Source organism: Halorubrum trueperi (assembly GCF_042662525.1).
GTDB classification, from domain to species: Archaea; Halobacteriota; Halobacteria; order Halobacteriales; family Haloferacaceae; genus Halorubrum; species Halorubrum trueperi.
In genome coordinates this window covers 383,956-409,358 of sequence record NZ_JBHSXI010000012.1, presented here as the reverse complement: position 1 = coordinate 409,358, position 25,403 = coordinate 383,956, and the positions used below count along the sequence as shown (strand labels likewise).

The 25,403-nt window shown below is 67.2% G+C and carries 27 protein-coding genes and 1 tRNA gene; 14 read left to right on the top strand and 14 right to left on the bottom strand.

The features are described 5' to 3' along the window. Positions 1-269: 269 nt before the first annotated feature. The 3 genes from ACFQEY_RS12455 to ACFQEY_RS12445 form a co-directional block, all read right to left on the bottom strand. The gene (locus ACFQEY_RS12455) at positions 270-473 is read right to left on the bottom strand and encodes a DUF8106 domain-containing protein (protein WP_379768990.1); all 204 of its coding nucleotides are present in this window, start codon (positions 471-473) and stop codon (positions 270-272) included. Positions 474-641: 168 nt separating this feature from the next. Continuing rightward, positions 642-1,736: an archaeosine biosynthesis radical SAM protein RaSEA gene (locus ACFQEY_RS12450; protein WP_379768988.1), complete on the bottom strand. Its 1,095-nt coding sequence runs from the start codon at positions 1,734-1,736 to the stop codon at positions 642-644. 37 nt (positions 1,737-1,773) lie between these two features. After that, positions 1,774-2,319, bottom strand: coding sequence for a VanZ family protein (locus ACFQEY_RS12445; RefSeq protein WP_379768985.1), 546 nt, complete (start codon positions 2,317-2,319; stop codon positions 1,774-1,776). Between the two features lie 200 nt (positions 2,320-2,519). On the opposite strand from ACFQEY_RS12445, the gene ACFQEY_RS12440 reads away from it, so the two are divergent. Both ACFQEY_RS12440 and ACFQEY_RS12435 read left to right on the top strand, forming a co-directional pair. Further along, entirely contained in the window at positions 2,520-4,451 is a 1,932-nt protein-coding gene (locus ACFQEY_RS12440) for an aldehyde ferredoxin oxidoreductase family protein (RefSeq protein WP_379769269.1), read from the top strand. Between the two features lie 78 nt (positions 4,452-4,529). Continuing rightward, positions 4,530-4,889, top strand: a complete 360-nt coding sequence (locus ACFQEY_RS12435; RefSeq protein WP_379768983.1) for a DUF8066 domain-containing protein — start codon at positions 4,530-4,532, stop codon at positions 4,887-4,889. Positions 4,890-4,896: 7 nt separating this feature from the next. On the opposite strand, the gene ACFQEY_RS12430 is transcribed toward ACFQEY_RS12435, so the two are convergent. Beyond that, positions 4,897-5,379 (bottom strand): Lrp/AsnC family transcriptional regulator, encoded by a 483-nt coding sequence (locus ACFQEY_RS12430; protein ID WP_379768980.1) that lies wholly within the window; start codon positions 5,377-5,379, stop codon positions 4,897-4,899. A 183-nt stretch (positions 5,380-5,562) separates the two neighbouring features. On the opposite strand from ACFQEY_RS12430, the gene ACFQEY_RS12425 reads away from it, so the two are divergent. After that, complete coding sequence (locus ACFQEY_RS12425) at positions 5,563-6,507, top strand: DMT family transporter (RefSeq protein WP_379768978.1); 945 nt, start codon at positions 5,563-5,565, stop codon at positions 6,505-6,507. Positions 6,508-6,629: 122 nt separating this feature from the next. On the opposite strand, the gene ACFQEY_RS12420 is transcribed toward ACFQEY_RS12425, so the two are convergent. Then, complete coding sequence (locus ACFQEY_RS12420) at positions 6,630-7,211, bottom strand: hypothetical protein (protein ID WP_379768976.1); 582 nt, start codon at positions 7,209-7,211, stop codon at positions 6,630-6,632. Positions 7,212-7,478: 267 nt separating this feature from the next. Here ACFQEY_RS12420 and ACFQEY_RS12415 point away from each other — a divergent pair, with 267 nt between their 5' ends. Continuing rightward, positions 7,479-8,522 (top strand): biotin--[acetyl-CoA-carboxylase] ligase, encoded by a 1,044-nt coding sequence (locus ACFQEY_RS12415; RefSeq protein WP_379768974.1) that lies wholly within the window; start codon positions 7,479-7,481, stop codon positions 8,520-8,522. A 69-nt stretch (positions 8,523-8,591) separates the two neighbouring features. On the opposite strand, the gene ACFQEY_RS12410 is transcribed toward ACFQEY_RS12415, so the two are convergent. After that, positions 8,592-9,236, bottom strand: a complete 645-nt coding sequence (locus tag ACFQEY_RS12410; RefSeq protein WP_379768972.1) for a universal stress protein — start codon at positions 9,234-9,236, stop codon at positions 8,592-8,594. A 127-nt stretch (positions 9,237-9,363) separates the two neighbouring features. Between ACFQEY_RS12410 and ACFQEY_RS12405 the strand changes: the two genes are divergently transcribed. The 5 genes from ACFQEY_RS12405 (at position 9,364) to ptsP (ending at position 13,923) form a co-directional block, all read left to right on the top strand. Further along, positions 9,364-9,621 carry a DUF5789 family protein gene (locus ACFQEY_RS12405; protein ID WP_379768970.1) on the top strand — a complete coding sequence of 86 codons (258 nt, stop codon included), beginning with the start codon at positions 9,364-9,366 and terminating at the stop codon, positions 9,619-9,621. Between the two features lie 97 nt (positions 9,622-9,718). Next, positions 9,719-10,921, top strand: coding sequence for a redox-regulated ATPase YchF (locus tag ACFQEY_RS12400; RefSeq protein WP_379768968.1), 1,203 nt, complete (start codon positions 9,719-9,721; stop codon positions 10,919-10,921). 125 nt (positions 10,922-11,046) lie between these two features. Beyond that, positions 11,047-11,784 carry a selenium cofactor biosynthesis protein YqeC gene (gene yqeC, locus ACFQEY_RS12395; RefSeq protein WP_379768966.1) on the top strand — a complete coding sequence of 246 codons (738 nt, stop codon included), beginning with the start codon at positions 11,047-11,049 and terminating at the stop codon, positions 11,782-11,784. A 49-nt stretch (positions 11,785-11,833) separates the two neighbouring features. Further along, a complete protein-coding gene (locus tag ACFQEY_RS12390; protein ID WP_379768964.1) occupies positions 11,834-12,226 on the top strand; it encodes an HPr family phosphocarrier protein in 393 nt (130 codons plus the stop codon). Continuing rightward, positions 12,223-13,923, top strand: a complete 1,701-nt coding sequence (gene ptsP / locus ACFQEY_RS12385; protein ID WP_379768962.1) for a phosphoenolpyruvate--protein phosphotransferase — start codon at positions 12,223-12,225, stop codon at positions 13,921-13,923. Before ACFQEY_RS12390 ends, ptsP begins: the two co-directional genes overlap by 4 nt. 857 nt (positions 13,924-14,780) lie before the next feature. Here the strand turns inward: ptsP and dhaM are convergent. The 5 genes from dhaM to ACFQEY_RS12360 form a co-directional block, all read right to left on the bottom strand. After that, positions 14,781-15,161 (bottom strand): dihydroxyacetone kinase phosphoryl donor subunit DhaM, encoded by a 381-nt coding sequence (gene dhaM, locus ACFQEY_RS12380; protein ID WP_379768960.1) that lies wholly within the window; start codon positions 15,159-15,161, stop codon positions 14,781-14,783. After that, entirely contained in the window at positions 15,161-15,964 is an 804-nt protein-coding gene (gene dhaL / locus ACFQEY_RS12375) for a dihydroxyacetone kinase subunit DhaL (protein WP_379768958.1), read from the bottom strand. Before dhaL ends, dhaM begins: the two co-directional genes overlap by 1 nt. Then, positions 15,961-16,962, bottom strand: coding sequence for a dihydroxyacetone kinase subunit DhaK (gene dhaK / locus ACFQEY_RS12370; RefSeq protein ID WP_379768956.1), 1,002 nt, complete (start codon positions 16,960-16,962; stop codon positions 15,961-15,963). The genes dhaL and dhaK overlap by 4 nt, the downstream gene beginning before the upstream one ends. 93 nt (positions 16,963-17,055) lie before the next feature. After that, positions 17,056-17,478, bottom strand: a complete 423-nt coding sequence (locus ACFQEY_RS12365; RefSeq protein ID WP_379768954.1) for a hypothetical protein — start codon at positions 17,476-17,478, stop codon at positions 17,056-17,058. Positions 17,479-17,663: 185 nt separating this feature from the next. Further along, positions 17,664-19,073: a hypothetical protein gene (locus tag ACFQEY_RS12360; protein ID WP_379768952.1), complete on the bottom strand. Its 1,410-nt coding sequence runs from the start codon at positions 19,071-19,073 to the stop codon at positions 17,664-17,666. Positions 19,074-19,461: 388 nt separating this feature from the next. Between ACFQEY_RS12360 and ACFQEY_RS12355 the strand changes: the two genes are divergently transcribed. Then, positions 19,462-19,869 carry a nuclear transport factor 2 family protein gene (locus ACFQEY_RS12355; protein WP_379768949.1) on the top strand — a complete coding sequence of 136 codons (408 nt, stop codon included), beginning with the start codon at positions 19,462-19,464 and terminating at the stop codon, positions 19,867-19,869. A 133-nt stretch (positions 19,870-20,002) separates the two neighbouring features. Here ACFQEY_RS12355 and ACFQEY_RS12350 read toward each other — a convergent pair. Together ACFQEY_RS12350 and ACFQEY_RS12345 are read right to left on the bottom strand one after the other, a co-directional pair. Then, positions 20,003-20,076, bottom strand: a tRNA-Ile gene (locus ACFQEY_RS12350). A 160-nt stretch (positions 20,077-20,236) separates the two neighbouring features. After that, the gene (locus tag ACFQEY_RS12345) at positions 20,237-20,911 is read right to left on the bottom strand and encodes an FxsA family protein (RefSeq protein ID WP_379768947.1); all 675 of its coding nucleotides are present in this window, start codon (positions 20,909-20,911) and stop codon (positions 20,237-20,239) included. Positions 20,912-21,045: 134 nt separating this feature from the next. Here ACFQEY_RS12345 and ACFQEY_RS12340 point away from each other — a divergent pair, with 134 nt between their 5' ends. Continuing rightward, on the top strand, positions 21,046-21,801 hold the full coding sequence (locus ACFQEY_RS12340; RefSeq protein WP_379769267.1) for a DUF1405 domain-containing protein: 756 nt from the start codon (positions 21,046-21,048) through the stop codon (positions 21,799-21,801). Between the two features lie 53 nt (positions 21,802-21,854). Next, on the top strand, positions 21,855-22,907 hold the full coding sequence (locus ACFQEY_RS12335; RefSeq protein ID WP_379768945.1) for an enolase-like domain-containing protein: 1,053 nt from the start codon (positions 21,855-21,857) through the stop codon (positions 22,905-22,907). Between the two features lie 90 nt (positions 22,908-22,997). On the opposite strand, the gene ACFQEY_RS12330 is transcribed toward ACFQEY_RS12335, so the two are convergent. After that, positions 22,998-23,360: a 2Fe-2S iron-sulfur cluster-binding protein gene (locus tag ACFQEY_RS12330; RefSeq protein ID WP_379768942.1), complete on the bottom strand. Its 363-nt coding sequence runs from the start codon at positions 23,358-23,360 to the stop codon at positions 22,998-23,000. A gap of 213 nt (positions 23,361-23,573) precedes the next feature. On the opposite strand from ACFQEY_RS12330, the gene ACFQEY_RS12325 reads away from it, so the two are divergent. After that, positions 23,574-23,852 carry a hypothetical protein gene (locus tag ACFQEY_RS12325; protein WP_379768940.1) on the top strand — a complete coding sequence of 93 codons (279 nt, stop codon included), beginning with the start codon at positions 23,574-23,576 and terminating at the stop codon, positions 23,850-23,852. A 518-nt stretch (positions 23,853-24,370) separates the two neighbouring features. After that, the gene (gene mvaD / locus ACFQEY_RS12320; RefSeq protein WP_379768938.1) at positions 24,371-25,369 is read left to right on the top strand and encodes a phosphomevalonate decarboxylase MvaD; all 999 of its coding nucleotides are present in this window, start codon (positions 24,371-24,373) and stop codon (positions 25,367-25,369) included. The last annotated feature ends 34 nt before the right edge of the window (positions 25,370-25,403 follow it).

Below are 25,403 nucleotides of genomic sequence, written 5' to 3'. Positions count from 1 at the left end.
GCACAGGGCGAGAGCGAAGCTCTCGCTTGAAGCCGGACGTAGTCCGGCAACGCCACCGTACCGCCACGTTCATTTATAAGCGTCCGCCGATCTCGCGCTTACCTCATTTAAATACCACGTCGCCGTCGACGGTCTGCGATCCATACTCCCGGTATCACTCATCACAATTCTAAATGTGCCGCGATCGTGGATGGAATATCAACTACTGGGAGGTACAGCCGGGTCAAAAATCCACAAAAGCGGTTCGGCTGTCCGTTCGGTCCGTACGGTCAGTCCGCGCACTTCGTCGCCGGTGCGGAGCGCTCCGTGCGGTGGTCGGCGACGTGGCCGCACTCCGGACAGACGATGGTCCGCTCGTCGCCGTCGCTGACGACGAGCCACCCCTCCGAAACGGGGTTCTCGAAGCTGCACTCCGTACAGAACAGCACCGACTTCTGGCGCGATGACCGGGGACCGCTAGCGACTGCGTTCATATCTACTCCCAGTATCTCGACGTATAAGGGTCTTGTTCGACCTGATCGTTCGGGAAAAATACGGTGCGAGGCACTCCCACGGCCGATGAAGCGTCTCCCACGACCGATAGGATATCCCGCCAACTGATGGAACATTTCGCCGATCGACGGCGTCACCATCCGTCGGAGCTACCGTGCGAGCGGCATGTTGTAGCTCGTCTCCTCGTCCATCACCAGTTCCCAGGTGGCCTCGCACTCGCAGGACACTTGTTCGAAGACGCTCGGGTCCTGCCGCCTGTCGAAGTCCTTGATCGCGGTCTGGACCCGATCGTCGCACTCGCCGCAGTTGTGCGCGCCGCGGTCCGATCCGTGTCCCACGGGGTCGGAGACGACGATGGCGTCGACGTCGGCGGTTTCCTCGAGGACGTGGCCCACCGACCAGAGCCACGGCGGCCGGTAGCCTCCCTCGAAGAACAGTTCGTCGACCATCGTGTACCGCTGGACGTTCGTCGGATTCATCGAGACGGTGTGGCACCCGTCGACGTCGGCGCAGCGCCGGATCGAGTCGATCATGTCGGCGGCGGCCTCCGGCTCCGCGAGGAAGGGCGGCTTCATGAGGAGGTACGCCTTGATCCCCACGTCCGCGTCGAACGCGCCGTCCGCGGCGGCAGCCTCGGCGCAGGCGTCCTCGAAGTCGGCGAAGTCGAAGTACTTGTTCACGCAGTCGTGACGGACACGGTCGGTCGCGGTCTCCAATCCGATCGCCACGTCGGTCGTGATCCCGTGGTCGGCGAAGTCGGCGATCTTCTCGCGATCGACGAAGTCCGGCAGCGATTCGACGACGATGCGGTCGCGGTCCGCGAACGTCTCGGCGATCGCCCGCCGGGTCTCCGCGGGAACCTCGCGCTCGTCGAGGAACGAGCCGGAGGTGTAGATCTTGATCAAGTCGGCGAGCTCGTCGGCCTCATCCGTCTCGTGGTCGAGGCAGGCCTCGATTTGGGTCATCAGATCCTCGTGGGCCACGCTGCCCCCCTCGACCGACTCGGCGACGTAGCCGCACATCGTGCAGCCGCCGGCGCGTGCCCAGCGGCAGCCGCCGGTGTTCAAGATGATCGTGAGCGAGTTCACAACCCCGTCGGGGGTGTTGTCCTCGTCGATCCACACGCGGGTCGGTTGGGTCGGGTCGTACGTCTCCGAGCGCTCGGCGCGGATGTCGCGCATCACGGCGTTGTGCGCGTCCATCCCGCGCCCCTGCTCGTACGTGTCGGGGCTCGGCGTGCTCATTACCGGTGAAAGCGGTCGAGCGCGTAAAGCCGTGTCGTCATCGCGAGCGACGATCGCCGACCGCTGTGGCGGCAACGGCGACCGCGGCGGCGAACACGCCGGCGATCACGACGCCGGCGGTCGCTCCCACCGCGTTGACGGCGACGTCACCCCACGCGAACGACCGCCACGGGATCGTCGACTGTGCCAGCTCCACCCCGAACCCGACCGCGGTGGCGACGACGATTCCGGTCCCGCTAGCGACGACGATTCCGGCACCGTTCCCGTTGTCGTTCTCTCTGTCTCCCCGTCGGATCGCCGGCCAGGACGCTAGCGACGCTCGGGCCGCGAGCACGCTGAGGAGCGCGTAGCCCGCGAGGTGAAAGGGCACGGTGAGACTCACTCCCGCCGGGAGCGGGTCAATACCGGTGCTGCCGCCGGGCGCGACGACCGGGACCGGGAGGAGTGACGCGAGGAGGACGACGGCCGCAGCCCCGGCGACGGCAGCCCAGGGGCACCGACTCGGAACCGTTCGCGTTCCTCTCCCGTCGTTGGTTCTGTCGGCGGATTCGTCCTGTGCACTCTCGCACTCGGGGTTCGACACGGTTCGCATCTGCGTCCGGATCGGGTTAACTCTCGCCCCAGTCCGATCCGGGTGCGTCCGCAGGCCGAAACCGCCGGACGCGGTCACCCGGTTCGGGGCGAGTGGAGTCGAGAGACGAACGGGTGTCGTAATAGGTTCCGGTTACATTTGCGAATCAACACCTAACACGATACGGGCCTAATATAATGGTAGAACATTACATGACCGAAATGGGCGGCTACAGGGACCGAGTTGCACAGGTCGATCTCGGAGACGGGGCGGTCGAGTACCGCGGGATCGACGACGAAGACGCGAAAAAATACATCGGCGCGCGCGGACTCGGCGTCAAGTACGTCTTCGACGCCGGCCCGGACGTCGACCCGATGGGCCCCGACAACCGGCTGGCGTTCATGACGGGGCCCCTCACCGGAACCCAGACCGTGATGAGCGGCCGCATCGCCCTGGTGACGAAGTCCCCGCTCACGGGCACGGTCACCGACTCGCACCACGGCGGTTGGTCCGGAGCGCGGCTCAAGTGGGCCGGACTCGACGGGATCCTGCTTGACGGCGCGAGCGACGACCCGGTCTACCTCCTCGTCGAGGACGGCGAGGTTGAGGTGCGGGACGCCTCCCACCTCTGGGGCCGGGGCGTCCACGACACGATCGACGCCCTCGGCGAGGAAGTCGACGGTTCGGTCGGCAAGAACCTCTCCGTGATGACGATCGGTGAGGGCGGCGAGAACGGCGTGCGATTCGCCTGCGTGATGAACGAGGACGACCGCGCCTCGGGCCGCGGCGGCACGGGTGCCGTGATGGGCTCGAAGAACGTCAAGGCGGTCGTCGTCCGCAGCGGCACCGACATGCCGAAGCCCGCGGCCCCCGAGACGTTCCAGGAGGGCTACCAGCAGGCGATGGAGGTCATCCGCGAGTCCGACGTCACCGCGCCCAACGAGGGCGGACTCTCGATGTACGGGACGAACGTCCTGATGAACGCGACCGAGGAGATGGACGGCCTCCCGACGAAGAACGCGCAACACACCTCCACGGAGGCGTACAGCGAGGCCGACGGCGTCGACGTCCAGGCCGAGCGCGTCTCCGGCGAGAACGTCCGCGAGAACATCCTCGTCGACGAGCCGACGTGTCACTCCTGTCCGGTGGCGTGTAAAAAGGAGGTCGAGGTCAACGTCACGCACAAGGGTGAGGACCTGAACGTCCGCATGGAATCGTACGAGTACGAGTCCGCGTGGGCGCTCGGTCCGAACTCCGGTCACTCCGACCGCGACGAGATCGCCGTCATGCTCGACCGCTGTAACGACCTCGGCATCGACACGATCGAGGCGGGCAACATGATGGCGATGGCGATGGAGATGAGCGAGCAGGGCAAACTCGAGGGCGTCGGTCACCTCGACTGGGGCGACTCCGAGACGATGATCGACCTCCTCGACGAGATCGGCACCCGCTCCTCGGACCTCGGCGACCTGCTCGCGGAGGGCCCCGAGCGCGTCGCCGACGCGAAGGACGCCCACGGCAACAAGCTCTCGGTCAAGGGCCAGACGATGGCCGCCTACGACCCCCGCTGCATGAAGGGGATGGGGATCGCGTACGCCACCTCAAACCGCGGGGCCTGTCACCTGCGCGGGTACACGCCGGCCGCCGAGATCCTCGGTATCCCGGAAAAGGTCGATCCGTACGAGTGGGAGGGCAAAGGGGAACTCACCGCGACGTTCCAGGACCTCCACGCCGTCTCGGACTCCTTCGACATCTGCAAGTTCAGCGCGTTCGCGGAGGGGATAGAGGAGTACGTGCTCCAGTACAACGGCATGACCGGCCGTGACGTCAGCGAGGACGAGCTGTTCGAGGCCGGCGAGCGTGTGTACAACCTCGAACGCTACTTCAACAACCTCGCCGGCTTCGACGGCGCGGACGACACGCTGCCGAACCGCTTCGTCGAGGGTCATCCGGACGCCATCCCCGGCACGGGTGCCAGCGAGGGCGAACTGGTCGAGCTCGACGAGATGAAAGCCGAGTACTACGAGACTCGCGACTGGGTCGACGGCGTCGTGCCCGACGAGAAGCTCGAGGCGCTCGGCATCGACATCGGCCCCGGTACCGGCGTCTCCACCGGCGACTCCGCGGCCCCGGCCGACGACTGAGGACGGCCGCGGTCTGCGTTCGCGTCCCGACCGCCCGGCCCGCTCATTTTTAAGTATACCGCGTCGCTAATACCGCGCATGGCGCACGACCCGCTTTCTCCCTCCGAAGCCCTTCGATCCCCGGTCGGGGCGGCCGTCGCTGGCGTTGCCGTTCTCGGCTTCGTCTACTCCGTCGTGATCGTCGCACAACTCGTCCTCGGCGCGATCGTCGGAGTCGGTCTCACCGTCGGATTGTACCTCACGTACCGTAGTCTCGCCGTTCTCGACTCGCTCGCCGACGCGGCCCAGCGGATCGCCGCGGTTCGCGAACGCGAGGTCGAGGAGCGCTCCGGATCCAGTTCCGGCCCCGTTTCCAGATCCGGTTCCGGCTCCAGTTCCGGCTCTGACTCCACGACTATTCGAGACTCGTCGGAGCGGGTCGCGGAACGCGATCGGTGAGTCGGTCTCACTCCGTCAGCTCCTCGATCAGCGTCTCAAGCTCGTAGGTCGCCGGCGCGCGCGGCTCGTCGCGCAGCGTGGCGATCGTGAACGTCGAGTTGGTTCGCTCGACCTCGGGGATCGCCTCGAAGTCGCTGATAAGTCGCTCGACGGTGTCCGACGAGGAGAGCCGCGCGAGGACGACGAAATCGGTCTCGCCCATCGTGAAGAACGCCTCGGTCACGCCCTCCACAGCGAGCAGTTCGTCGGCGAACGCCTCGTAGGGGCCCTCGTAGTCGGCGAGTACCTCGACGATGACGGTGACGCCGAGTCCGAGCGCCTCGTGGTCGAGGTCGTACAGGTCGTTCTCGATCACGCCGTCCTCACGGAGGTTGTTCAGTCGGTAGTGGATCGTCGACACCGGGATCTGCGTCTCCTCGTGGAGCCGCTCCGGACTCCCCGTGCCGAGGTCTGAGATCGCCTTCACCAGCCGCACGTCGCGCTCGTCCATACACCCGTTTCGCGTGCGGAATTGTTGTATATGTCGCTCGACATACTTGGAGGGACGTCCAAGAGTGCATCCCACTTCCGGGAGGAAATTGCATCGAATTCGTATGTGTGATTGTTCATCCCAAAATATGCGATCTTCGAGAGTATAGTTTAACTATCGTCACTCATTTCGAATGTACATCCAATGGAACTGCGAACTCTCCTCTCCGCTCCAGAATCGATCGTCGGTGCGTTCGTCGTGCTCGCCACGCTGTGGGGCACGTCGTTCGTCGCCATCGAGGCCGGACTCCACTACTTCCCCCCGCTGCTTTTCGCCGGCGTCAGGTACGCCGTCGCCGGCGCGGTGGTGCTGGCGTTCGCCGTCCTCGCCTCCGGCCGGTGGGTTCCGCGCGGTCGCGACGAGTGGCTCGGCGTCGCGGTCGCCGGCACGTTCGTCATCGCCGCCTATCACGGCCTGCTGTACGTCGGTGAGCTGTACGTCTCCGGCGCGGTCGCGGCCGTGATCGTGAGCCTGTCACCGGTGTTGACCGCCACGTTCGCGGCGGTGCTCCTCCCGAGCGAGCGGCTCGGCCCCGTCGAGATCGGCGGCTTCGCACTCGGGATCCTCGGCGTCGTCGTGATCGCCGACCCGATGGGGGCTGGACTCGGTAGCTCGGTCCTGCTCGGGGTCGCGCTCGCGTTCGCCGGCGCGGTCATGTTCTCGCTGGGGGCGGTGCTGCTCCGCCCGCTCCGCACCGACCTCCCTATCGCCGCGCTTCAGGGATGGGCGATGGTGTCTGGCGCTGGCCTGCTGTTCGTCGGAGCGGCGCTGCTCGGCGAGTCCCCCTCGGCGATCGTTTGGAACCGGACCTCGATGGCGTCGCTGGCGTACCTCACCCTGCTCTCCGGAGTCGTCGCGTTCCTGATCTACTTCGCGCTGCTCGACGCGGTCGGCCCCGCCCAGCTCCACCTTGTCGGGTACGCCGAACCCGTGGTCGCCGCGGCCGGGAGCTGGGTCCTGTTCGGCAGCCTGATCGAGGCGGAGGCGATCCTCGGCTTCGTCGCAATCCTCGCCGGGTTCGTCGTCCTCGAACGACACCAGATCGCCGCGTACGTCGGCCGCGTCGACGTCCAACGGCTGACGCGGTAGCCGCCTCTTTTCCGCGTGCCGGGACCGTCACTCCGCGAGATCCAGCACCCGGCGAGGTCCGCCACTCCGCGAACCGAACTCCGCCACTCCGCGAACCGAACTCCGCCACTCCGCGACGACCGTCACCCCGTGACATCTCCGGTCAGCCCCGCCCGCAGGTCGCGTCCGAAGTAGTAGCCGAGCAGCGCCACCGCGAGTCCGACCCCGCCGCCCACGGCCAACAGCGAGCCCCCCCACTGCTGGAGGTAGTCTATTCCGATCGGGAGGAATCCGACCCCGAGGACGCTCGTCACGGCGGTGCCAGCGCCCGCCGCGGCACCCGCGAGTCCCGTCTCGACGTACCTGCGCGACGAGAACACCAGTCCGAGGAAAAACGCCGCGAGGAACACGCCACCGACGGAGCCGATCGTGCCGCCGATCAGCGGGATCGCCCCGCCGGCGAAGACGCCGAGGCCGACGCCGGCGAGCGCGACCGCGAAGGACTTCACCGAGAACCACCGGCCGCTCATCCCGATTCGAGCGCCGTCGCCACCGCCGTCGGCGTCGCCGTCGACGCCGCGGTCGCCGCGGCTGACGGCCGTTTCGCTCGTCGCGTCCGCCCCGGGCGACTCGGTCCCTCCGCCGGCGAGGTCGTCGTCGAGGAGGTCGTCGAGATCGTCCATCGGATCCCCGTCCGACGCCTCCCGCTCCTTGGAGGGTTGCATACCTGACGGTTCGCCCGTGAGACCTTGTGTCTTGTGCCCACGAGGCGTTCCGTCAGCGGTCGCCTGCCTCGCGCTACTGACGCGCCAACGTCGACCGCTGCCCCGCGCTGCTGACGCGCCAACGTCGACCGCTGCCCCGTGCTGCCGACGCGCAGTCGGCGGATCCCTGTCGCACGCTACCGTTCGTCGTTTCACCGGAAACGAGGTGTCCTCGGGGCGCGTGACGGTCCCGGAACGGCTTTCGGTTCCCCCGTCGATCTGTCGGACATGGACACGCGCCGCGCGCTGCTCGACGCCCTGGGGAACGGACCGGTCTCCGGGCCGGCACTCGCCGAGGACCTCGACGTCTCGCGGGCGGCCGTCTGGAAGGCGGTCGAATCCCTCCGCGAGGCGGGATTCGCGATCGAATCGACGCCGAACGGCTACGTCGCGCCGTCGGATCCGGGGTACTCTGCGCCCGGTATCGAGTTCGGGCTCGACGCGCCCTACGAGATCGAGTACCGCGAACGGATTCCGTCGACGAACGACCGCGCCCGCGAACTGGCCGGCGAGGGCGAGGGGAACGTCGCGATCGTCGCCGACGAACAGACCAGCGGCCGGGGGCGGCTGGATCGAGAGTGGGTCGCGCCCGGCGGCGGAGTCTGGCTCTCGCTCGCGACCCGGCCCGACGTACCACCGTCCCGCGCGCCGCTTTTCACCCTCGCCGCGGCGGTCGCGACGGTGGACGCCTGTCGCGAGGCGGGCGTCGACGCGCACATCAAGTGGCCGAACGACGTGCTCGCGGGAGGAGATCGGAGCGGTGGAGACGGGAGTGGGAGTGACGGAGACGGGAGTGGGAGCGGCGGAGAGAGGAACGAACGCGACGGGGCTTCAGACGACCCCTCGGGCCGAGGCGGTCGCAAGCTCGCCGGGATCCTCACCGAGATGGAGGGCGAAGCCGACAGGGTGTCGTGGCTCGTCGTCGGAGTCGGCGTCAACGCCAACGTCGAGCCCGAGGCGCTTCCCGCGGGCGCGACCTCGCTCGTCGCGGAGCTCGGCACCGAGATCGACAGACGGCGGTTCGCGGCGACGCTGCTCGAACGGTACTGGACGCTCGCGGGAGCTGCCGACCGCATGGACCGCGTCCTCCCGGCGTGGCGCGAGCGGGCGAGCACGCTCGGCCGGCGCGTCCGCGTCGACACCGCGAACGGGCCGATCACGGGAACTGCCGTGGATGTCGAGTCGCCGGGCGCACTCGTGATCGACACTGCGGAGGGTCGTCGGCGCGTCCACGCGGGCGACTGCGAACACCTCCGCGACGCCGGCGACTGAGGCGAGCGGCCGTCGAAGATGTCCGGTACAGCTACGATCTAGCCGGGTACGGCTTGGGACGAGACGCGTTCAGCTCCGTCCGGCGGCCTCCGTCTCGCCGTCGTCCGCGGCCGCGGCGTCCTCAGAAATCGACGCGTCGCCCGCGTTCTCGTCGTCCGCAACGGACTCGGCCTCCGCGTCCGCAACGGACTCGGCTTCCGCGTCCGCAACGGACTCGGCTTCCGCGTCCGACTCCGTCGCTTCCACCGAGTCGACGGCTACTCCCTCCGGAACCGAGCCGTCGAGTCGGACCGTCAGCACGGGAACCTCGGCACCGCGAACGACCTTCTCGGCGACGCTCCCGAGCAGGAGCCGGTCGATCCCGCCCCGTCCGTGCGTTCCCATCACGACGAGGTCGCACTCGTTCCCCTCTGCGTACCGGATGATCTCGCGGCTCGGCGACCCTTCGACGACCGCGGTCTCGACGTCGACGCCCGCCTCCGTGGCGATGTCCTCGACCGCCCCGACCGCCTTCTTCGCGTCGCTGCGGAGGAGGTCGCCGACACCCTCCCACGAACTCTCCATCGGCATCCCCGCGTAGCTCGCGGTGTCGATCACGTACAGCGCGTGTACGTCCGCACCGTGTACCGACGCTAGGTCGAGCGCGTGCGCGACAGCCCGCTTCCCCTCTGCGGACCCGTCGGTCGGAACCAGGATCCGACTGTACAATGTCATATGATCACATAAAACACGTTTTCGACGGCATATAACTCTTTGCGGATTTTGCCGGTTCTTTGATACGAGCGGTCGCCGCTGGCACTCCGAGCCGCGCGTTTAAGCCAGTACACACCAATATACGCGTATGAGCGACGAAATACATCTCTCGCGAGTCGAAGACGAGCTTCGGAGCCATTCTTACCCGTCCGAACGCGACGACCTCGTCGCGTCGTTCGCGGGGACGACCGTGCTGTTCGCCGACGGCGACGCCGACCTCGGCGATCTCGTCGCCGACATCGATCAAGCACGATTCGAGAGCGCCGAGGACGCCTACACCGCGCTCCAGAACGTCCTTCCGATCGAGGCGCTCGGAGAGCCGGGACAGTCAGACGGCGACGCCTGACCCGACGGACCGCGCTTTCGTCGCACCCCCACGTCACCCGTCCCCACGCCACGGCGCGTCTCGCATCGCTTTTTACCGCGGGTCGCGCAGTGCGGGAATGAGCTATCGGATCGGCCTCGTCGGCAAGCCCTCCGTGGGGAAGTCGACGTTCTTCAACGCCGCGACGATGAACGACGTGCCCGAGGGGGCGTACCCGTTCACCACGATCGACCCGACCGTCGGCGAGGCGTACGTCCGCGTCGACTGCGCCGCCCCCGAGTTCGACGAGACCTGTACGCCGAGCGTCGGCGTCTGCCGCGACGGGACCCGCTTCGTCCCGGTGAAGCTCGTCGACGTCGCCGGGCTCGTTCCGGGTGCCCACGAGGGACGCGGGCTCGGCAACCAGTTCCTCACCGACCTCAACGAGACCGACGTGCTGATCCACGTCGTCGACTTCTCCGGGAAGACCGACATCGAGGGCGAGGCCACCGAGGGGCACGACCCCCGCGAGGACATCGACTTCTTGGAGGAGGAACTGGACGAGTGGTACCTCGACGTGTTAGAGAAGGGACTCGAAAAATTCGAGACGCGCTACCACGGCGCAGCGGCCGCCATCGAGGAGGAGCTCGCGGAGCAGATGTCCGCGTTCGGCATCGACAAGGACCGGATGAAACGGGTCATCCTCGCCGAGGGGCTCGAACTCGACCCCGAGACGTGGGACGACGACGACAGAGCGGAGCTCGCCAAGGAGATCCGCAAGCGCACGAAGCCGATGGTCGTCGCCGCCAACAAGATGGACACGCCCGAGGCGCAGGCGAACTGGGGGGAGATCACGAGCGACCCCGACTACGAGCACCTCTCGTTCGTCCCCGCGAGCGCCCACGCCGAGAAGGCCCTGAAGAACGCGGACGACGCCGGCGTTGTCGACTACACGCCGGGCGAGAGCGACTTCGAAGTCGTCGGCGACGTCTCCGGAGAGCAGGGGGCCGGCCTCGATCGGATCGGCGAGTTCGTCGCCGAGTACGACGGCACGGGCGTCCAGGGTGCCCTCGAATCGGCCGTCTTCGACGTGCTCGGCTGCATCGCCGTCTTCCCCGGTTCCGCGAACGGATCGAAAGACGAGAAGGGAGTCTTCCGCGATTGCTTCATCCTTCCCGAGGGGTCCACCACCGAGGACTTCGCGTTCCACATCCACTCGGACATCGGCGAGGGACTCCTCCACGGCACCGACTGCCGGAGCGGCCGTCAGGTCGGAACGGACCACGAACTCGCCCATCGCGACGTGATCGAACTGATCTCGACGAAACAGGCCGCGCCCTAACCCGATTCAGTCGCCGTCAGCGTCTTCCGTGACATCGTTCCCTCGTCGGGAGCGGACGAATCGATCGCTTCCCGAGCCGTTCCGATCCGACGCGCTTTCGCCGCTGCGCCCCGATCCGTTCGGATATGGACGACGTCGTCGACGCACTCGACGCCGCGGAGGGAACGATCTGTCTCGTCGGCGCGGGCGGGAAGAAGACCACGCTGTACGCGCTCGCGTCGCGTTTGGATCGCGCGGTGGTGACGGCGACGGTCCGGATCCCGATATTCGACCGCGAAGTCGTCGCGGTGCGCGCGACCGACGACCCCGTGGCGGCGCTTGATGACGGCGGCGAGTCGACGACCGCGTTCCCCCTCGGACTGATCCGCGAACGCGAGCGCGACGACCGGTACCGCGGGTACGACCCGGCGACGGTCGACGAACTCGCCCGCGCACACGACGGCCCGGTCCTCGTGAAGGCCGACGGCGCGCGGACCCGCCGTCTCAAGGCACCAAACGAGCGGGAGCCCCAGATCCCGGAGACCGCGGACACAGTGGTTCCGGTGGCGAGCGTCGGTGCGATCGGCGAGTCGCTGTCGGCGGAGACGGTCCACCGACCGGAGCGGGTGGCCGCGATCACCGACGCCGCGATCGGCGACGAGATCACCCCCGAACTGGTCGGTCGCGTGCTGGCACACGAGCGGGGCGGTTTGAAAAGGATCCCGGCGGACGCGACGGCGATCCCGCTCGTGAACGCAGTCGACGACGAGGGTGACGAGGCCGCGGCACGAGAGGTCGCCTCGGTCGTTCACGAGCACGCGGACGTCTCGCGAGTCGTCCTCGCGCAGATGATCGAAGACGAGGTCGTCGACGTGGTGAGGTAAATAGGCGGCGTGGCGTGAGTATAAGGGCGCTCGCGGTCCAACTGACCCCATGGAACGTATCGTGACGGTGGTGCCGGAGGCGGGCCTGCACGCGCGGCCGGCGTCGAAGCTGGTGCAGACGGTGAACGGGTTCGACGCGACGGTGTCGATCGGACGGGCGGGCGACGGCGACGACGGCGAGGGCGGTGACGCCAACGATGGCGATGGCGGCGACGACGGATTGGTCCGCGCCGACAGCATGCTCTCGGTGAGCGGACTGAACGTCGGCCACGGGGAGTCGGTTCGCGTCGTCGCCGAGGGAACCGAGGCGGAGGACGCGCTGGACGCGGTCTGTGACCTGCTCACGAGTGCGATCGACGAGGAAAACGGCGACAGCGACGGTGACGGTGACAGCGAGGACGATAGCGACGACGGCGACGACGACGGCGGTGAGACGGAGTGAGGGACCTTTCCGGTGTCGGGAGCACGCCCCTCTCCGGAGTCGGCACGGTACGTTGGTACCGGCCGGAAGCCGACCTGGTGCTTCCCGACCGATCGGACCCGTCCGCGGTCGACCCCGAGGCCGAGCGGTCGCGGTTCGCGGCCGCCCGCGATGCGGCCCGAGCGGCGATCCGAGACGCGCGCGACCGGGCGGCCGAGCGCGTCGGCGAGGAGGAGGCTGCGGTGTTCGACGCCCACGAGCAGTTCCTCGACGACCCGGCGCTCGTCGAGGACGTCGAAGCCGCCATCGAGGTGGGGACGCCGGCGGAACGCGCCGTCGACGACCGGTTCGAGGAGGCGATAGCGCAGTTCGAGGCGATGGACGGCCGGATGGCCGAGCGGGCGGACGACCTGCGAGATGTCCGCGACAGGTTGTTGCGCGTCCTGCTCGACGTGCGATCCGTCGATCTCGGCAACCTCCCCGACGGCACCGTCCTGTTGGCCGAGCGGCTCACCCCGAGCAACACCGCGGAGCTCGATCCCGACGCGGTCGCCGGCATCGCCACCGTCACCGGCGGACGGACCGCCCACGCGGCTATCATCGCGCGATCGCTGTCGATACCGGCGGTCGTCGGCGTGGGGGAATTGCTCCGGGAGGTCGAGGACGGTGCCGAGGTCCTCGTCGACGGCGAGGGCGGGCGGTTGGTCGTCGATCCCGACGCGGCACGGCTGGCGGCGATCGACGGGGAGGGGGCCTCCGTCGTGACCGAGCGCGTGTCGACCGCCGGCGGCCGAGCGATCGAAGTCGCCGCGAACGTCGGCGGCGAGGCGGAGCTCGGTCCGGCGGCCGAGCGCGGCGCGGACGGAATCGGGCTGTTCCGGACGGAGTTCCTCTTTTACGACCGCGAGTCGCCCCCCGGCGAAGACGAGCAGTACGAGACTATCACGGCGGCGCTCGCGGCGTTTCCGGAGGACCGCGTCATCGTCAGGACCGTCGACATCGGCGGAGACAAACCGGTCCCGTACCTCGATCTGCCGGCCGAGACGAACCCGTTCCTCGGGAGCCGCGGGATCCGGCTGTCGCTCGGCGACCACGCCGGGCTGTTCGAGACGCAGCTCCGGGCGCTGTTGCGCGCGGCGGGCCACGCGGAGGCCCGCGAGGACGGCGGCGAGCTCGCCGTCATGTTCCCGATGATCTCGCGGATCGAGGAGGCGGAGGCTGCCCTCGAGGTCGTCGAATCGGTCGCGGCCGACCTCGAAGACCAGGGCGTCGACCACGCGGTGCCGGAGCTGGGCGCGATGGTCGAGACCCCGGCCGCGGCCTTCACGGCGGACGCCCTTGCCGACCGACTCGACTTCCTCAGCATCGGCACGAACGACCTGACCCAGTACGTGATGGCCGCCGACCGCGAGAACGACGCGGTCGCCGACTACCACGACCCGCTGCATCCCGCGGTGTTGCGCGCAATCGACCGCACGACCTCGGCCGCGAGCGGGACCGACGCCTGGGTCGGGATGTGTGGCGAGATGGCCGGCGACCCCGCGCTCACTGAACTGCTCATCGGGCTCGGGCTCGACGAGCTGAGCATGAGCGCGGTGACCGTCCCGGCGGTGAAACAGCGCGTGAGGGAAATCGAAACGGAAGCGGCGAGCGACCTCGCCGCGGAGGCGCTCGCGTGCGAGACGCGGGCCGAAGTTCGGGACCTGCTCGGCGCGTAGCCGGCTTTCGACCGTTAGATTCTGTTTAAGTCCTCAGTGGGTGAGGTATTCTGCCCGACTTGCGGTCACTACAGAAATGGCAGCGAGCGAGTACGGGAGTGGGTATTGCACGCGGTTGGGGTGAGTGTTTATAAGTGAGTGAGTGGTGTTGCTGACGGCTGTTTATAGATCGTTGACGGCGCGGTGAATCGCTCAGTGTGTGGCGTAGAATGCTTATAAATGATTGGCGACAGCGCGGTGAACACTTCCAACGCCCCAGCGGCTCGCCTATAAATCGTTGACAGCGCAGTGAACATCTCCAAAGCCCCAGTCGCGACGAGCTCGCGGTTTCACCGCTCGCTACGAGGGCTCCCTGCGGTCGCCCTCGCTACTCGCGCGCTTTGCTGCGCTCCTCGCTCAGTCGCTGATGCTCCTTCGCTGCGGTGCTTGCTGCAGCGTGCTTCGTCCTCGCGACAGCGAGGTGCGGAGCACCTCTGGCAGCCGGCGCGGAGCGCCGGCGACTGCCCCTTTGAGTCCCACCCCGCACTGCTCCGCACAGCACCTCACCCCTCCCCAGCCTCGCCGCTCGCGCTCTTCGAGCGCTCACGGCGTCCAGCGAGAATCGGAGATTCTCTGGCAGCCGGACGTAGTCCGGCGACCTCGCGGGCTCCTCGCGCCCTCCGGGCGCTCGGAGGCGCGCCAACCGCATCGGTCATTTATACGCAACCGTCGCTCCCTCAGTTCCACCTTTAAATTCCACGTCGTCGTCGGCGGTCTGCAATCCCCACTCCCGCTATCGATCGAGAGGTACCGTTCAGCGCCTCACTGTCTCGGATACGATTGTGTCTGAAGAAGCGGAGTTGACCGAGAACCGACTATTACAATTTCTCGATGTCCCGGGCGGCTTCGGCCTGTTCGCGGACCGAATCGAGCGTGGCCGACGGGTCGGTGGCCGCGACGGCGGCGTTGACGGTGCCCTCGAGCACCGGCGCGTCCGCGATGACCGCCTTGACGTCGCTCAGTTCGATGGCGACGTCGGCGTTCATCACGGCGCTGCCGAGGTCGACGAGGACGACGACGCCGTCGCCGTCGGCCGCGGCCTCGATGGCATCTCCGATAGCGTCGGGGACGGTGCCGATCCCTCCGCTACCGTCGCCGCCGACGGCCTCGATCGCGGTGTCGCCCGCCATCTCGGCCGCGATCTCGACTATCCCCTCGGCCGCTCGCTCGCTGTGGGAGACCACGACGAGTCCGACCATCAGTCGGTCTCCGGGTCGGGTGCGGTCGCGTCCTCCGCTCCCGGTTCTCCTCCTCCCGTTTCTGCCTCCCCGCCTTCTCCTCCTGCTCCCGCTTCCGTCTCAGCGTCGTCCGGTATCGTGGGCGAGGTCGCGTCGACGTCGGGGATCTCGGCGTCGAGGCGGTCGGCGGCGACTGACAGCAGCTCTTCGAGGATGTACAGCGCGCTCGTCGCGCCGGGGTCTTGGTGGCCGACCGACCGCCAGCCGAGGTAGGAGGCGCGACCCTTGCGGGCGCGGATGGGGACGGTGAACGCGACGCCGCGGTCGGCGGCGTCGACCGCCTTCGCGAGCGCTTCGAGCGGCGGGAGGCCGTCCGTCTCGATCGACTTCTTGAACGTGTGGACCGCGGGCGTCAGCGCGTCGACCATCGTCTGATCGCCGACCGAGGCGTCGCCGCGGTCCACGACCTTTTCGAGGTAGGTCTCGGCGAACGCGACGGCGCTCTCGGCAGTGACTCCGTCGGAGAGCTCCGCGCTCGCGAACACGAGCGAACCGCCGAAGAGCGGACCCGACGCACCGCCGACTTCGGCCATGAGCGTCTTTCCGACGGTTTTCCCGACGGTCTCCGGGTCGGGATCGTCGAGGTCGCGGGCGGCCTCGGCCGCGGCGGCCCACCCGCGAGCCATGTTGCCGCCGTGGTCCGCGTCGCCGATGGCGGAGTCCAGCTCGGTCAGGTAGTCCCGCTCGCGCTCGATGCGTTCGGCGACCGCCTCGGCGGCCGCGACGACGGGGGTGCCGTTTTCATTCAGTTCGTCCCCGCTCATTGTGTCTGGGTGAGCGCGGGGGTGTCGGCCGGCGCGCCGAGCAGCTCTTTCAGTTCGTCGTCGACGGCGCAGACGGTGATCGACGCGCCCGCCATGTCCAGCGAGGTCATGTAGTCGCCGACCCACGCGTCCCACGTCTCCAGGCCGTGCTCGCCGAGCAGCTCCTGGAGCCGTCGGTTGACGACGAACAGCTCCATCTGCGGAGTGCCGCCCATCCCGTTGACGATCGTGAGGATCTCCTGTCCGGAATCGAGATCGAGGTCGTCGAGAACGGCCTCGGTCAGTTTGTCCGTCACCGCGTCGGCGCTCATCGTCTCCGTCCGCTCAGTGCCGGGCTCCCCGTGGATCCCGATCCCCAGTTCGATCTCGTCGTCGCCCAGATCGAAGGTGGGTTCGCCCTTCTCGGGGGTGACACACGAGGTGAGCGCGGTGCCCATCGTGCCCACGTTGTCGATCACCTTCTGGGCGACGCGCGTGACCTCCGACAGGTCGTAGCCCTCGGCGGCCTTCGCGCCGGCGGCCTTGTGGACGAGGATCGTCCCGCAGACGCCGCGACGGCCGGAGGTGTACAGTGAGTCCTCGACGGCCACGTCGTCGTCGACCACGACGCTATCGACTTCGACGCCCTCCATCTCGGCGAGCTCGATGGCGGTCTCGAAGTTCATCACGTCGCCCTCGTAGTTTTTGATGATCGCGAGGACGCCGTCGCCGGCGTCGCAGGCGTCGATGAGCGCCTCGAACTCGTCGGCGGTCGGCGAGGAGAACACGCCACCCGCGGCCGCCCCGTCGAGCATCCCGTCGCCGATGTAGCCCGCGTGCGTCGGCTCGTGGCCGCTGCCCCCGCCCGTCACGAGCGCGACTTTCCCGCCGACCGGGACGTCGCCGCGCACCAACACCTGCGTGTCGGGGAGCCGACGCAGCCGGTCCGGATACGCCGCGACCATCCCCTCGAGCATTTCGTCGACGACGTCATCCGGATCGTTGATCAGCTTCTTCATAATCAACGTAAATGACACTCCCTGATACATTAAAGATAGTGGGCCGACGGGTCGCGATTCGGGTCGAAGCCGCCGGATCCGGGGCGAGAGCGTCTAGCGTCCGAACAGCAGCGGGGCGATAAGCAGGGCCAGCGGCACGGCGATCCACGCTTGCCCCGCGAACACGTTGTACTGACCGAGGGTCACCGACACGGGCGTGCCCTCCACGTGGCCGACGAGGAACTCGAATCCGACGGTGAGGACGGTCCAGCCGACGCCCACGGCGACCAGCTCCGCGAGCGCGTACTCGGTTGCCGTCCACCGGAAGAACGCGAACGAGACGCCGAGGATCGCGGCGACCAACATCGCCGTGCTCACCACGTGGCCGGGGTACTCCCCGATCCGAGGGATGATTATGATCTCGCGAAATACGCCGTTCGTGACGGCGAGAACCGCCATGAGCAGCCAGACGCCCAGCGGGGCGAGGAGGACTCGCGGTCGGACCGACTCCGCGGCCGCGATGGGGAGCGGACTCATGGCCGCGCGTTCGCTCCACGGTCGCATCAGTGTATCCCTGATTTCGATCCGATCGCACGCGGCGCGAGAAAGCCGCTTCATCCCTTAAGAAATGATGCTAATCACGTTGCAGATCCAGTCCCCGTCGAAGTCGACGCTCCCGCCGATCCGATCGCCGATCCGGCCGCTGCGGACGACGAGCGGGATCACTCGACCGTGAGCGCCAGCTCGAACGGGTACATCCCCCGTTCGCCCGGCGTCCGATCCGGAACGCTCCAGGAGACGCCGAACAGCCCGCGGCTCACGTACGTGCCCGGAGGGAGATCCGCCGGGACGGCGTACGTCGCGGCGATCGCATCGCCGGCCTCGACCGTCTCCAGCGCCTCGCCGTCGCTGCGGTTCGGTCGCGGGCCGTCGATGCCGTCAGTCTCCGCGATCTCCAGTGACCGTCGTTCGCCGTCCTGAAACACCCAGAGCGCGCTCGGCAGCGCTCCCCGGCTCGTGAACGTGTACGGCCCCTCCACGTCGCCGTCGGCGTTCTCTGACCCCGACGAGACCGCGAGCGCGAACTCCAGTTCCGCGCCGTCGGCCGCCGCGATCGACACACTCACCGGAAGCCGGTCGTACAGCGACTCACCGACGATGATGGCGTAGATCGTACCGTCGAGTCGGTAGTACGGCGGCGTGTCGTACTCCGCGGCGAGATCGTCGTAGGCGTCCGGCACATCGTTGATGAAGTACTGTCTGTGGGCCGGCGACGGGAGCGCCGGCCGCCGGTGTGGCGACGCCAGCGCGCGCTCGAAGAACGCTCGCACCTCGTCATCGAGTTCCGACTCGTCGACCACCGGCCGGTCCCACATGCCCTCCTCGGTCAGCTCGCGCGCCGTGATCGCGTACGGTGGGTCCTCGTTCTCGACGGTCGTCTCGATCCGGGAGACCCCTCGCTGGTCCTCCAGGTAGTCGTACTCGTCGAGGAAGGGGGCGACGGCCTCCGGAAGGAGACACCGGCGGTACTCGTCCCGTGGCACGTGTGTGCCGGAGGCCGTCAACGCGCGGACGAACCCCTCGATCGCCTCCGAATCGAGGTCATCGTGCTGTCTCGCCTCTCGCAAAACCCGGTCTTCGTCGTACTCGTCGGCCTCCTCGTCGTCGAGTTTCGCGACGAACGTCGGAAGGATCGGATCGAACACGTAGCGCGTCCCGTCGAGTTCGACGTACGGCTTCAGCTCGCCGCGGTCGAACGCGCGAAATTCGTCCACTGCGGCCAGCAGCGCGTCGTCGGGATCGTCGGTCTCGAACCCGCCGTCGCGCGCCCCGGTGAGCGGCTCGCGCAGTGCGGCCGGAATCTCCGTTTCGTGGACGACGAACTCCGGATCGATCCCGCGACTCGGCGACGGCTCGTACGCGTTGACGACGTGCTCCACGGTCCGGAGTTCGATGTCGGTCACCGCGGTCGCCTCGTCGTCGGTTCCGTTCGTCGTCTCGTCGTCGGTTCCGTTCGTCGTCTCGTCGTCGGTTCCGTTCGTCGTCGGTTCCGTGCCGAGGTCGTTCTCAACGCACCCGGAGACTGCGACGAGAGAACAACCGATCGCGGAGAGGAGGGCTCTCCGGTCCATAATCGGACGTTTCGTAACGAATGGTAAAAAACTTCTGTAGGTCGGTATCCGGATCGGAGGACAGCACCCGACTCAGACCGTGAGGACGGTGTGATCGTCACCTCGCTCATCGGGAACAACGAGTTTAACGGATGCGGTACGCCGAACCTTTATTCTCGTGTGTAGAGCTAACGGTTCTTACTGTCACCGTGATGATTTCCTCTCCAGCCTACTCTCTCACTGCGTTCACTCCTTGAGGCCCGAGGCTCCGACTTGGATCACGCTGAATACTGAGGATGAGCGCAGCACGTAGCAGTTCTCGGTTGCGTTCGGTGCCACATCGCCGGGTTAGCAATGCTCACACAACCTCTATCTCCGCCCGAGTCATACATGATTATTGGTGATGTTAATGTCGCAAACTACTGCCAGCAGAAATGTCGAACTCCTTAGGGACGGGTACCGCGCGTTCAACGAGTCCGACATCGAGAGCGTCATGGCCATCATGTCCGACGACATCGAGTGGATCGAACCCGAGGGCCTCCCGCACAGTGGCACTCACCGTGGCCCCGAGGCTATCGTCGAGAATGTATTCACTCCGGTGATGGAGCAGTACGAAGACCTCAATCTCGAGGTAGATCGCTTCGTCGGCGACGGCGACACGGTCGTCGTCCTCGGGACTGCCCGAGGGCGGGGACGTGAGACCGGCAAGAGCCTCGAAAATCCGTTCGCGCACGTCTACGACATCGAGGACGGGCAAATCACTCGGTTCGTTCAGCACACGAACACGTACCACTCGCGAGACGTCATCGGGGCCTGAGGTCAGATCCGACAGCGAAACGGTACCTAACGTTATAGAACCCACTCTTCTGGAATGGTAGAACGACGAAATTGGGTGGCTGGGGAGTCCCAGCCCACCAATCCATTCGGGCGGTTCCCGAATTGAATTAACGTGGGCCAACACGGATTTGAACCGTGGACCTCCCGGTTATCAGCCGAGCGCTCAACCTGACTGAGCTATTGGCCCAGATGAGCGCATTCAGTCGTTGCGCGGGTAGGATTTTAAGGGTTTCCTTTCGGGAGTCGGCCGCCGTCTCGCGGTTTCGGAGACATACCAACGGACATCGCTGGGGACGCTCTCGGTCGCCGAGCGGTCGCCGAGTGATATCTCTTCGGTCGATAAGCAGTCAGTCGGTTCGGTCGGCTTCCTCGTCCTCGACAGTGAAATCGACGTCGACGACGTCGTCCGCGCGGTTCGCGTCGTCGAAGCGGCTGTCGTCGGCATCAGCGGTGTCGCTTTTACCGGCCGCTCCGTCGGGGGAATCGGACGGATCATCGCCGGGGAAATTGTCGTCGGAAACATCGCCGCCGGGGAAATTCCCGCCGGAGAACCCCCCGCTCATCGTGAATCCGCTGCCACCGCCACCGCCGCTTCCGTCGCCGGGGAAGCCGCCGATGTACACGTTTCCGGTGGCGAAGCCGTCCGTCTCGCTGTCGAGGTACGGGATCACGACGTACTTCTTGAGCGCCATCCGGATCGGGACCCGCGAGAGCGGGAGCGCGAGTAGGAACCCGACCGCGTCGGTGACGAGTCCCGGGGTGAGCAGGAACGCGCCGGCGGCGATCAGGAGACCGCCGTCGAGCAGTTCGTCGGTCGGCGGCTCGCCGCGAGCCAGCTTCCGTTGGACCCGCGCGAGCGTCGCGCGCCCCTCGGCCCGGAGGAGGAGCATCCCGAGCACGGCGGTCAATACCACCAGCGCGACGGTGACCGGCCAGCCGAGACGCGTCGCGACGACGATCAGGAACAGCGCGTCCACGAGGGGGACGACGAGTAGCAGCGCGAGCAGCGTTCGCGGGCGCATACCACGGGATTCCAGCCGGGGACCCATAGCCCTTTTCGTCGCGGCTGTGCGGCGTGACCCTCGCCTCGATCCGCGACCGCTACGCATCGATCCGCGACCGCCACGGCTTTGACCGACCGGTCCGAGCCGAGCGTATGGACATCGTCGGCGCGCTCGGACGCGAGCCACCGGATCGCGAGTCGCTGCCGCGGTGGGTCGCGCCGCTGCCGAAGTTCCTCGAAAACGTCGCCTTCCGATTCGTCTGGGTCGTCGTCGCCATCAACCTCCTCGGCACCGCGTTCGGTTTCTGGTACTATCGATTCCAGTTCCAGGAGGTCCCCGTTGAGATGTGGCCGTTTGTTCCCGACAGCCCCGCGGCGACCCTCCTCATCGCGCTCGCGCTCGCCGCGTGGGCGCTCGGACGGTCGAGCGACACCCTCGCCGCGCTCGCGTTCTTCGGGAACGTCAAGCTCGGACTGTGGACGCCCTACGTCCTCGCTGTCTTTCACCCGCAGTTCCTCGCGAACTCGGGACCGGCGATGTACGCGTTCCTCTTCGTGAGTCACCTCGCGATGGTCGTGCAGGCGTTCGTGCTCCACCGGATCACGGACTTTCCGCTCAAGGCCGTCGCCGTCGCGACCGCGTGGTACACCGTCGACCTACTGATGGACTACTTCGTTCCCGTGATCGGTGAGGTGACGCACACGTCGCTTCCGTACGCGGACGCGGACCCGTGGTTCACGACGACCGTGCTGCAGGTCGCGGCGGCCGGTGCGGTCGCGCTCACAGTGATTCCGGTGTTCTGGACGCTCGGAACGCACGCCGAGACGCTCCGCCTCGACGTCGTCAGCGACGGTGCGGCCGGCGACAATGCGACCGGCGACGGTACGACCGACGACGATGGCGGGTGACCGACGAGTGACCGCGTCCCTCTTTTAAGTCCGACGAGCACGTTCGGACACCCATGAGCGCCTACGAGCGGATCGCCGATCTGTCGGTGACGATCGAGTCGATCGAGCGGCGGCGGTATGTCGGGGAGACGACGAGCGGGTTCGAGCGGACGACCACCGAGTTTCGGCTCGCCGGCGACGGCGTCGTCGGTCGCGGCGAGGACGTGACCTACGAAACCGCCGACCACGACGCCCTCGTCGGGACCGACCCGATCGACCTGGAGGGCGAGTGGACGATAGCCGAGCTGTCGACGCATCTCGACGGGATCGATCTATTCTCGGCGAAACCCCCCGAGAAGGAAACCTTCCGGAAGTATCGTCGCTGGGCGGTCGAGAGCGCGGCGCTTGACCTGGCGCTGCGACAGCGTGATGAGTCGCTCGGCGGGCTGCTCGGCATCGAGTCCGCTCCAGTCCGGTTCGTCGTCTCGACGCGTCTCGGAGAGCCCCCGACGACAGACCGCGTCGAGGAGCTGCTCGCGCTCGATGCGGACTTGGAGTTCAAACTCGATCCGACGCCGGACTGGCCGGAGGAAGCGTTCGTGACCCTGCGCGAGACGGGGGCCGTGCGAATTCTCGATTTAAAAGGCTGGTACGAAGGGACCGACGTCGACGTCGAGGCCGACCCCGAACTTTACCGCGACGTGTTCGCGGCGTTCCCGTCGGCGATCGTCGAGGACGCCGCGTTCACGCCCGAGACGAGACCGCTCGCCGAGCCGCAAGCGGACCGGCTCTCCTTCGACTACCCGATCGACGGCGTCGAGAGCCTGCGGTCGCTGCCGGTCGAGCCCGGCTGGTGTAACGTCAAACCGTCGCGGTTTGGCACCCTCGAATCGCTGTTCGAGACGATCCAGTACTGCCAGGAGAACGGCATCCGGCTGTACGGCGGCGGTCAGTTCGAACTGGCGAGCGGACGGACAGCGATCCAGACGCTCGCGTCCCTCTTTTATCCGGACGCCCCGAACGACGTCGCGCCACGGCCGTTCAACGATCCCGAAGCCTCGCCGCCGTACCCGACGAGCCCGCTGACGCCCGATCGCGACGGCGACGCGGTCGGATTGGAATTTTGACGAGTAACGAGGCGGGTGCGGGGGTAACGGCGACTACGGGTTGGAGTCGGGTGAGGAATTCGGACGGGTGTGGGGGCGGGAGAGACTCGCTCAGTCGTCGTCCGCCGTCGCGCCATCTGCACCGTCGCCGTCGTCGCTCGCGCCGGTCGCAGCCGTCGCCGCGTCGTCCTCGATGCTCGGCGGGTACTTGCCGCGGTCGAGTTTGAGGTCGGACTGCGGCCGCGCCATGCAGGTGAGTGCGAACTCCTCCGCCTCCTCGTCGGTGAGTCCGCGGGCGGCCGGCTGGGTCACCTCGCCTTCGACAATCTCGGCGGAGCACGCGAGACACATCCCGACGCGGCAGGAGTACTCCTGAGCGATCCCCTCCTCGATACAGGGCTGGAGGATCGTCTCCGTGTCGGCCACCTCGATCGTCTCGCCGGTGCCGACGAACTCGACGGTGTACTCGGTCATAGCGCGGAGTACCGCCCGCCCCATCAAAAAGGGTTCCCCTCCATCGCGTCGCCGTCGCGGGGACGGAAGGAGGTGAGAGAAGGGCTTGTCCATGAGCCCGGCCTCGAACCCGTCCGGGTTGGCGGTGAATCCGCCACTCGGCGTCACAGTTCCAGGCTTCAGGGCGAGTTGAAGAATCGGATTTCAACAGGGCCGGTTTTTAATACCTGATGTATGACTGTCACACTACCGATGCTTCCAACGCCCTCCATCGCCCAGATACCGACGTTCCGGTTCGCGGGTGCCACAGTCGCGTACGACGAAGTGTACCTACTGGTGGTACTTCTCGTCCTCTGGGCGACCCTTGGTAGATGGGTTTATAAGGACGCCACGGCCCGCGGCAGCGAGTGGGCGTGGCAGTGGGGATTCGGCACCCCGCTGACGGTGGTCGCGGGTCTGGACGTGCTGTTGCTGGTCGTCGTGATTTATTTGCTGCTTCGGGATTCGGACTGATCGTCGTGCGTCGCTACCAGCGATCCATTCACTATTGGTACGCCATGGGCGAACACGTCCAACGCTCCAACTGTTCGCTTATAAGTGGTTGACCACAGATCGGTGGCGAACACATCCGAACCCCCAGTCGCCGGCGGCTTCGCCGTTGGCTGCCCCTTTGAGTCCCATCCGCACTACCGGAAGACGGTCACGCGTTTTCATCGCGTGAGCAAGCGAGACTTTCGGTCTCGCCCTGGTCGCCTCGCTCCGCTCGGCGCTGCGACTTCCGGACTCCCGCTCGTTTCACTCGCGGGACCGCCTCGCACCCGCACCGCACGCCTCCCCAGCCTCGTCGGTCACTCTCGGCTTCGCTTCGAGTGACCGACTCCCTCGCGCGTGCGCCTCGCGCCCGCAGGGCGCTCGGCGGCACACGCCACCGCACCTGGTTCGAACGATTCACCGCCTCATCTATCTCACCCGCCACACGATCCCTCCCGTCCATCGCAACGACTAATCCCCCGCCGGACGCTTCCCGAGGTATGACCGAGAAGGCCACCGCGCGAGCCCATCCGATCCAGGGGCTCGTCAAGTACCACGGGATGCGCGACGAGCAGCTCCGGCTCCCCTACCACGACAGCATCAGCCTCTGTACCGCGCCGACCGCGACGACGACCACCGTCGAGTGGCAGCCCGACGCCAGCGAGGACGTCTACGTCATCGGCGACGAGGAGGTGGGCGGGCGCGCCGCAGAACGCATCGACATGGTCGTCGATCACGTCCGGGATATGGCCGGCGTCGACGCCGCCGTCCGGCTGGAGAGCGAGAACTCCTTCCCGTCGAACATCGGCTTCGGCTCGTCGTCGTCCGGGTTCGCGGCCGCCGCGCTCGCCCTCGTCGAGGCCGCCGGCCTCGACTTCTCTCTACCCGAGGTCTCCACGGTCGCCCGCCGGGGATCCTCCTCGGCCGCGCGCGCGGTCACCGGCGCGTACTCCCGGCTCGACGCGGGTCTCAACGACGAGGACTGTCGCTCCTACCGGCTCGACGTGGGCGTGAGCGACGACGGCTTCGACCCCGAGGAGGACCTCCGCATCGTCGCCGCGCACGTTCCCGCTTATAAAGAGACGGAGGAGGCGCACCGCGAGGCCGCAGCGAGCCACATGATGCAAGCGCGGACCGCCCACGTGCAGGACCAGCTCGTCGAGATGACTGACGCCCTCCGCGCCGGCGACTTCGATCGGATCTTCGAGACGGCCGAGCACGACTCGCTCTCTCTCACCGCCACCACGATGACCGGCCCCGCGGGCTGGGTGTACTGGCAGCCCGAGACGATCGCCGTGTTCAACGCCGTCCGCGAACTCCGGGAGGACGGCGTCCCCGTCTACTTCTCGACGGACACCGGTGCCTCGGTGTACGTGAACACGCTCGCCGACCACGCCGCCGAGGTCGAGAGCAGAATCGCCGAGATCGGGATCGACACCGACGTCTGGGAGGTCGGCGGCCCGGCCCACCTGCTCGACGAGAGCGAAGCGCTCTTTTAAATAGAATCGGCGGTGCAGTGGCGTGCCTCCGAGC

Coding starts and splice junctions, on each gene's coding strand:
- ACFQEY_RS12405 (WP_379768970.1), top strand. CDS start 9,364: ATGAGCGACGAAATACATCTCTCGCGAGTCGAAGACGAGCTTCGGAGC.
- ACFQEY_RS12455 (WP_379768990.1), bottom strand. CDS start 473: ATGAACGCAGTCGCTAGCGGTCCCCGGTCATCGCGCCAGAAGTCGGTG.
- ACFQEY_RS12355 (WP_379768949.1), top strand. CDS start 19,462: ATGTCGCAAACTACTGCCAGCAGAAATGTCGAACTCCTTAGGGACGGG.
- dhaK (WP_379768956.1), bottom strand. CDS start 16,962: ATGAAGAAGCTGATCAACGATCCGGATGACGTCGTCGACGAAATGCTC.
- ACFQEY_RS12345 (WP_379768947.1), bottom strand. CDS start 20,911: ATGCGCCCGCGAACGCTGCTCGCGCTGCTACTCGTCGTCCCCCTCGTG.
- ACFQEY_RS12420 (WP_379768976.1), bottom strand. CDS start 7,211: ATGCAACCCTCCAAGGAGCGGGAGGCGTCGGACGGGGATCCGATGGAC.
- mvaD (WP_379768938.1), top strand. CDS start 24,371: ATGACCGAGAAGGCCACCGCGCGAGCCCATCCGATCCAGGGGCTCGTC.
- ACFQEY_RS12390 (WP_379768964.1), top strand. CDS start 11,834: ATGGAACGTATCGTGACGGTGGTGCCGGAGGCGGGCCTGCACGCGCGG.
- ACFQEY_RS12425 (WP_379768978.1), top strand. CDS start 5,563: ATGGAACTGCGAACTCTCCTCTCCGCTCCAGAATCGATCGTCGGTGCG.
- ACFQEY_RS12410 (WP_379768972.1), bottom strand. CDS start 9,236: ATGACATTGTACAGTCGGATCCTGGTTCCGACCGACGGGTCCGCAGAG.
- dhaM (WP_379768960.1), bottom strand. CDS start 15,161: ATGGTCGGACTCGTCGTGGTCTCCCACAGCGAGCGAGCGGCCGAGGGG.
- ACFQEY_RS12400 (WP_379768968.1), top strand. CDS start 9,719: ATGAGCTATCGGATCGGCCTCGTCGGCAAGCCCTCCGTGGGGAAGTCG.
- ACFQEY_RS12340 (WP_379769267.1), top strand. CDS start 21,046: ATGGACATCGTCGGCGCGCTCGGACGCGAGCCACCGGATCGCGAGTCG.
- dhaL (WP_379768958.1), bottom strand. CDS start 15,964: ATGAGCGGGGACGAACTGAATGAAAACGGCACCCCCGTCGTCGCGGCC.
- yqeC (WP_379768966.1), top strand. CDS start 11,047: ATGGACGACGTCGTCGACGCACTCGACGCCGCGGAGGGAACGATCTGT.
- ACFQEY_RS12365 (WP_379768954.1), bottom strand. CDS start 17,478: ATGAGTCCGCTCCCCATCGCGGCCGCGGAGTCGGTCCGACCGCGAGTC.
- ACFQEY_RS12330 (WP_379768942.1), bottom strand. CDS start 23,360: ATGACCGAGTACACCGTCGAGTTCGTCGGCACCGGCGAGACGATCGAG.
- ACFQEY_RS12335 (WP_379768945.1), top strand. CDS start 21,855: ATGAGCGCCTACGAGCGGATCGCCGATCTGTCGGTGACGATCGAGTCG.
- ACFQEY_RS12435 (WP_379768983.1), top strand. CDS start 4,530: ATGGCGCACGACCCGCTTTCTCCCTCCGAAGCCCTTCGATCCCCGGTC.
- ACFQEY_RS12440 (WP_379769269.1), top strand. CDS start 2,520: ATGACCGAAATGGGCGGCTACAGGGACCGAGTTGCACAGGTCGATCTC.
- ACFQEY_RS12325 (WP_379768940.1), top strand. CDS start 23,574: ATGACTGTCACACTACCGATGCTTCCAACGCCCTCCATCGCCCAGATA.
- ACFQEY_RS12450 (WP_379768988.1), bottom strand. CDS start 1,736: ATGAGCACGCCGAGCCCCGACACGTACGAGCAGGGGCGCGGGATGGAC.
- ACFQEY_RS12415 (WP_379768974.1), top strand. CDS start 7,479: ATGGACACGCGCCGCGCGCTGCTCGACGCCCTGGGGAACGGACCGGTC.
- ACFQEY_RS12360 (WP_379768952.1), bottom strand. CDS start 19,073: ATGGACCGGAGAGCCCTCCTCTCCGCGATCGGTTGTTCTCTCGTCGCA.
- ACFQEY_RS12430 (WP_379768980.1), bottom strand. CDS start 5,379: ATGGACGAGCGCGACGTGCGGCTGGTGAAGGCGATCTCAGACCTCGGC.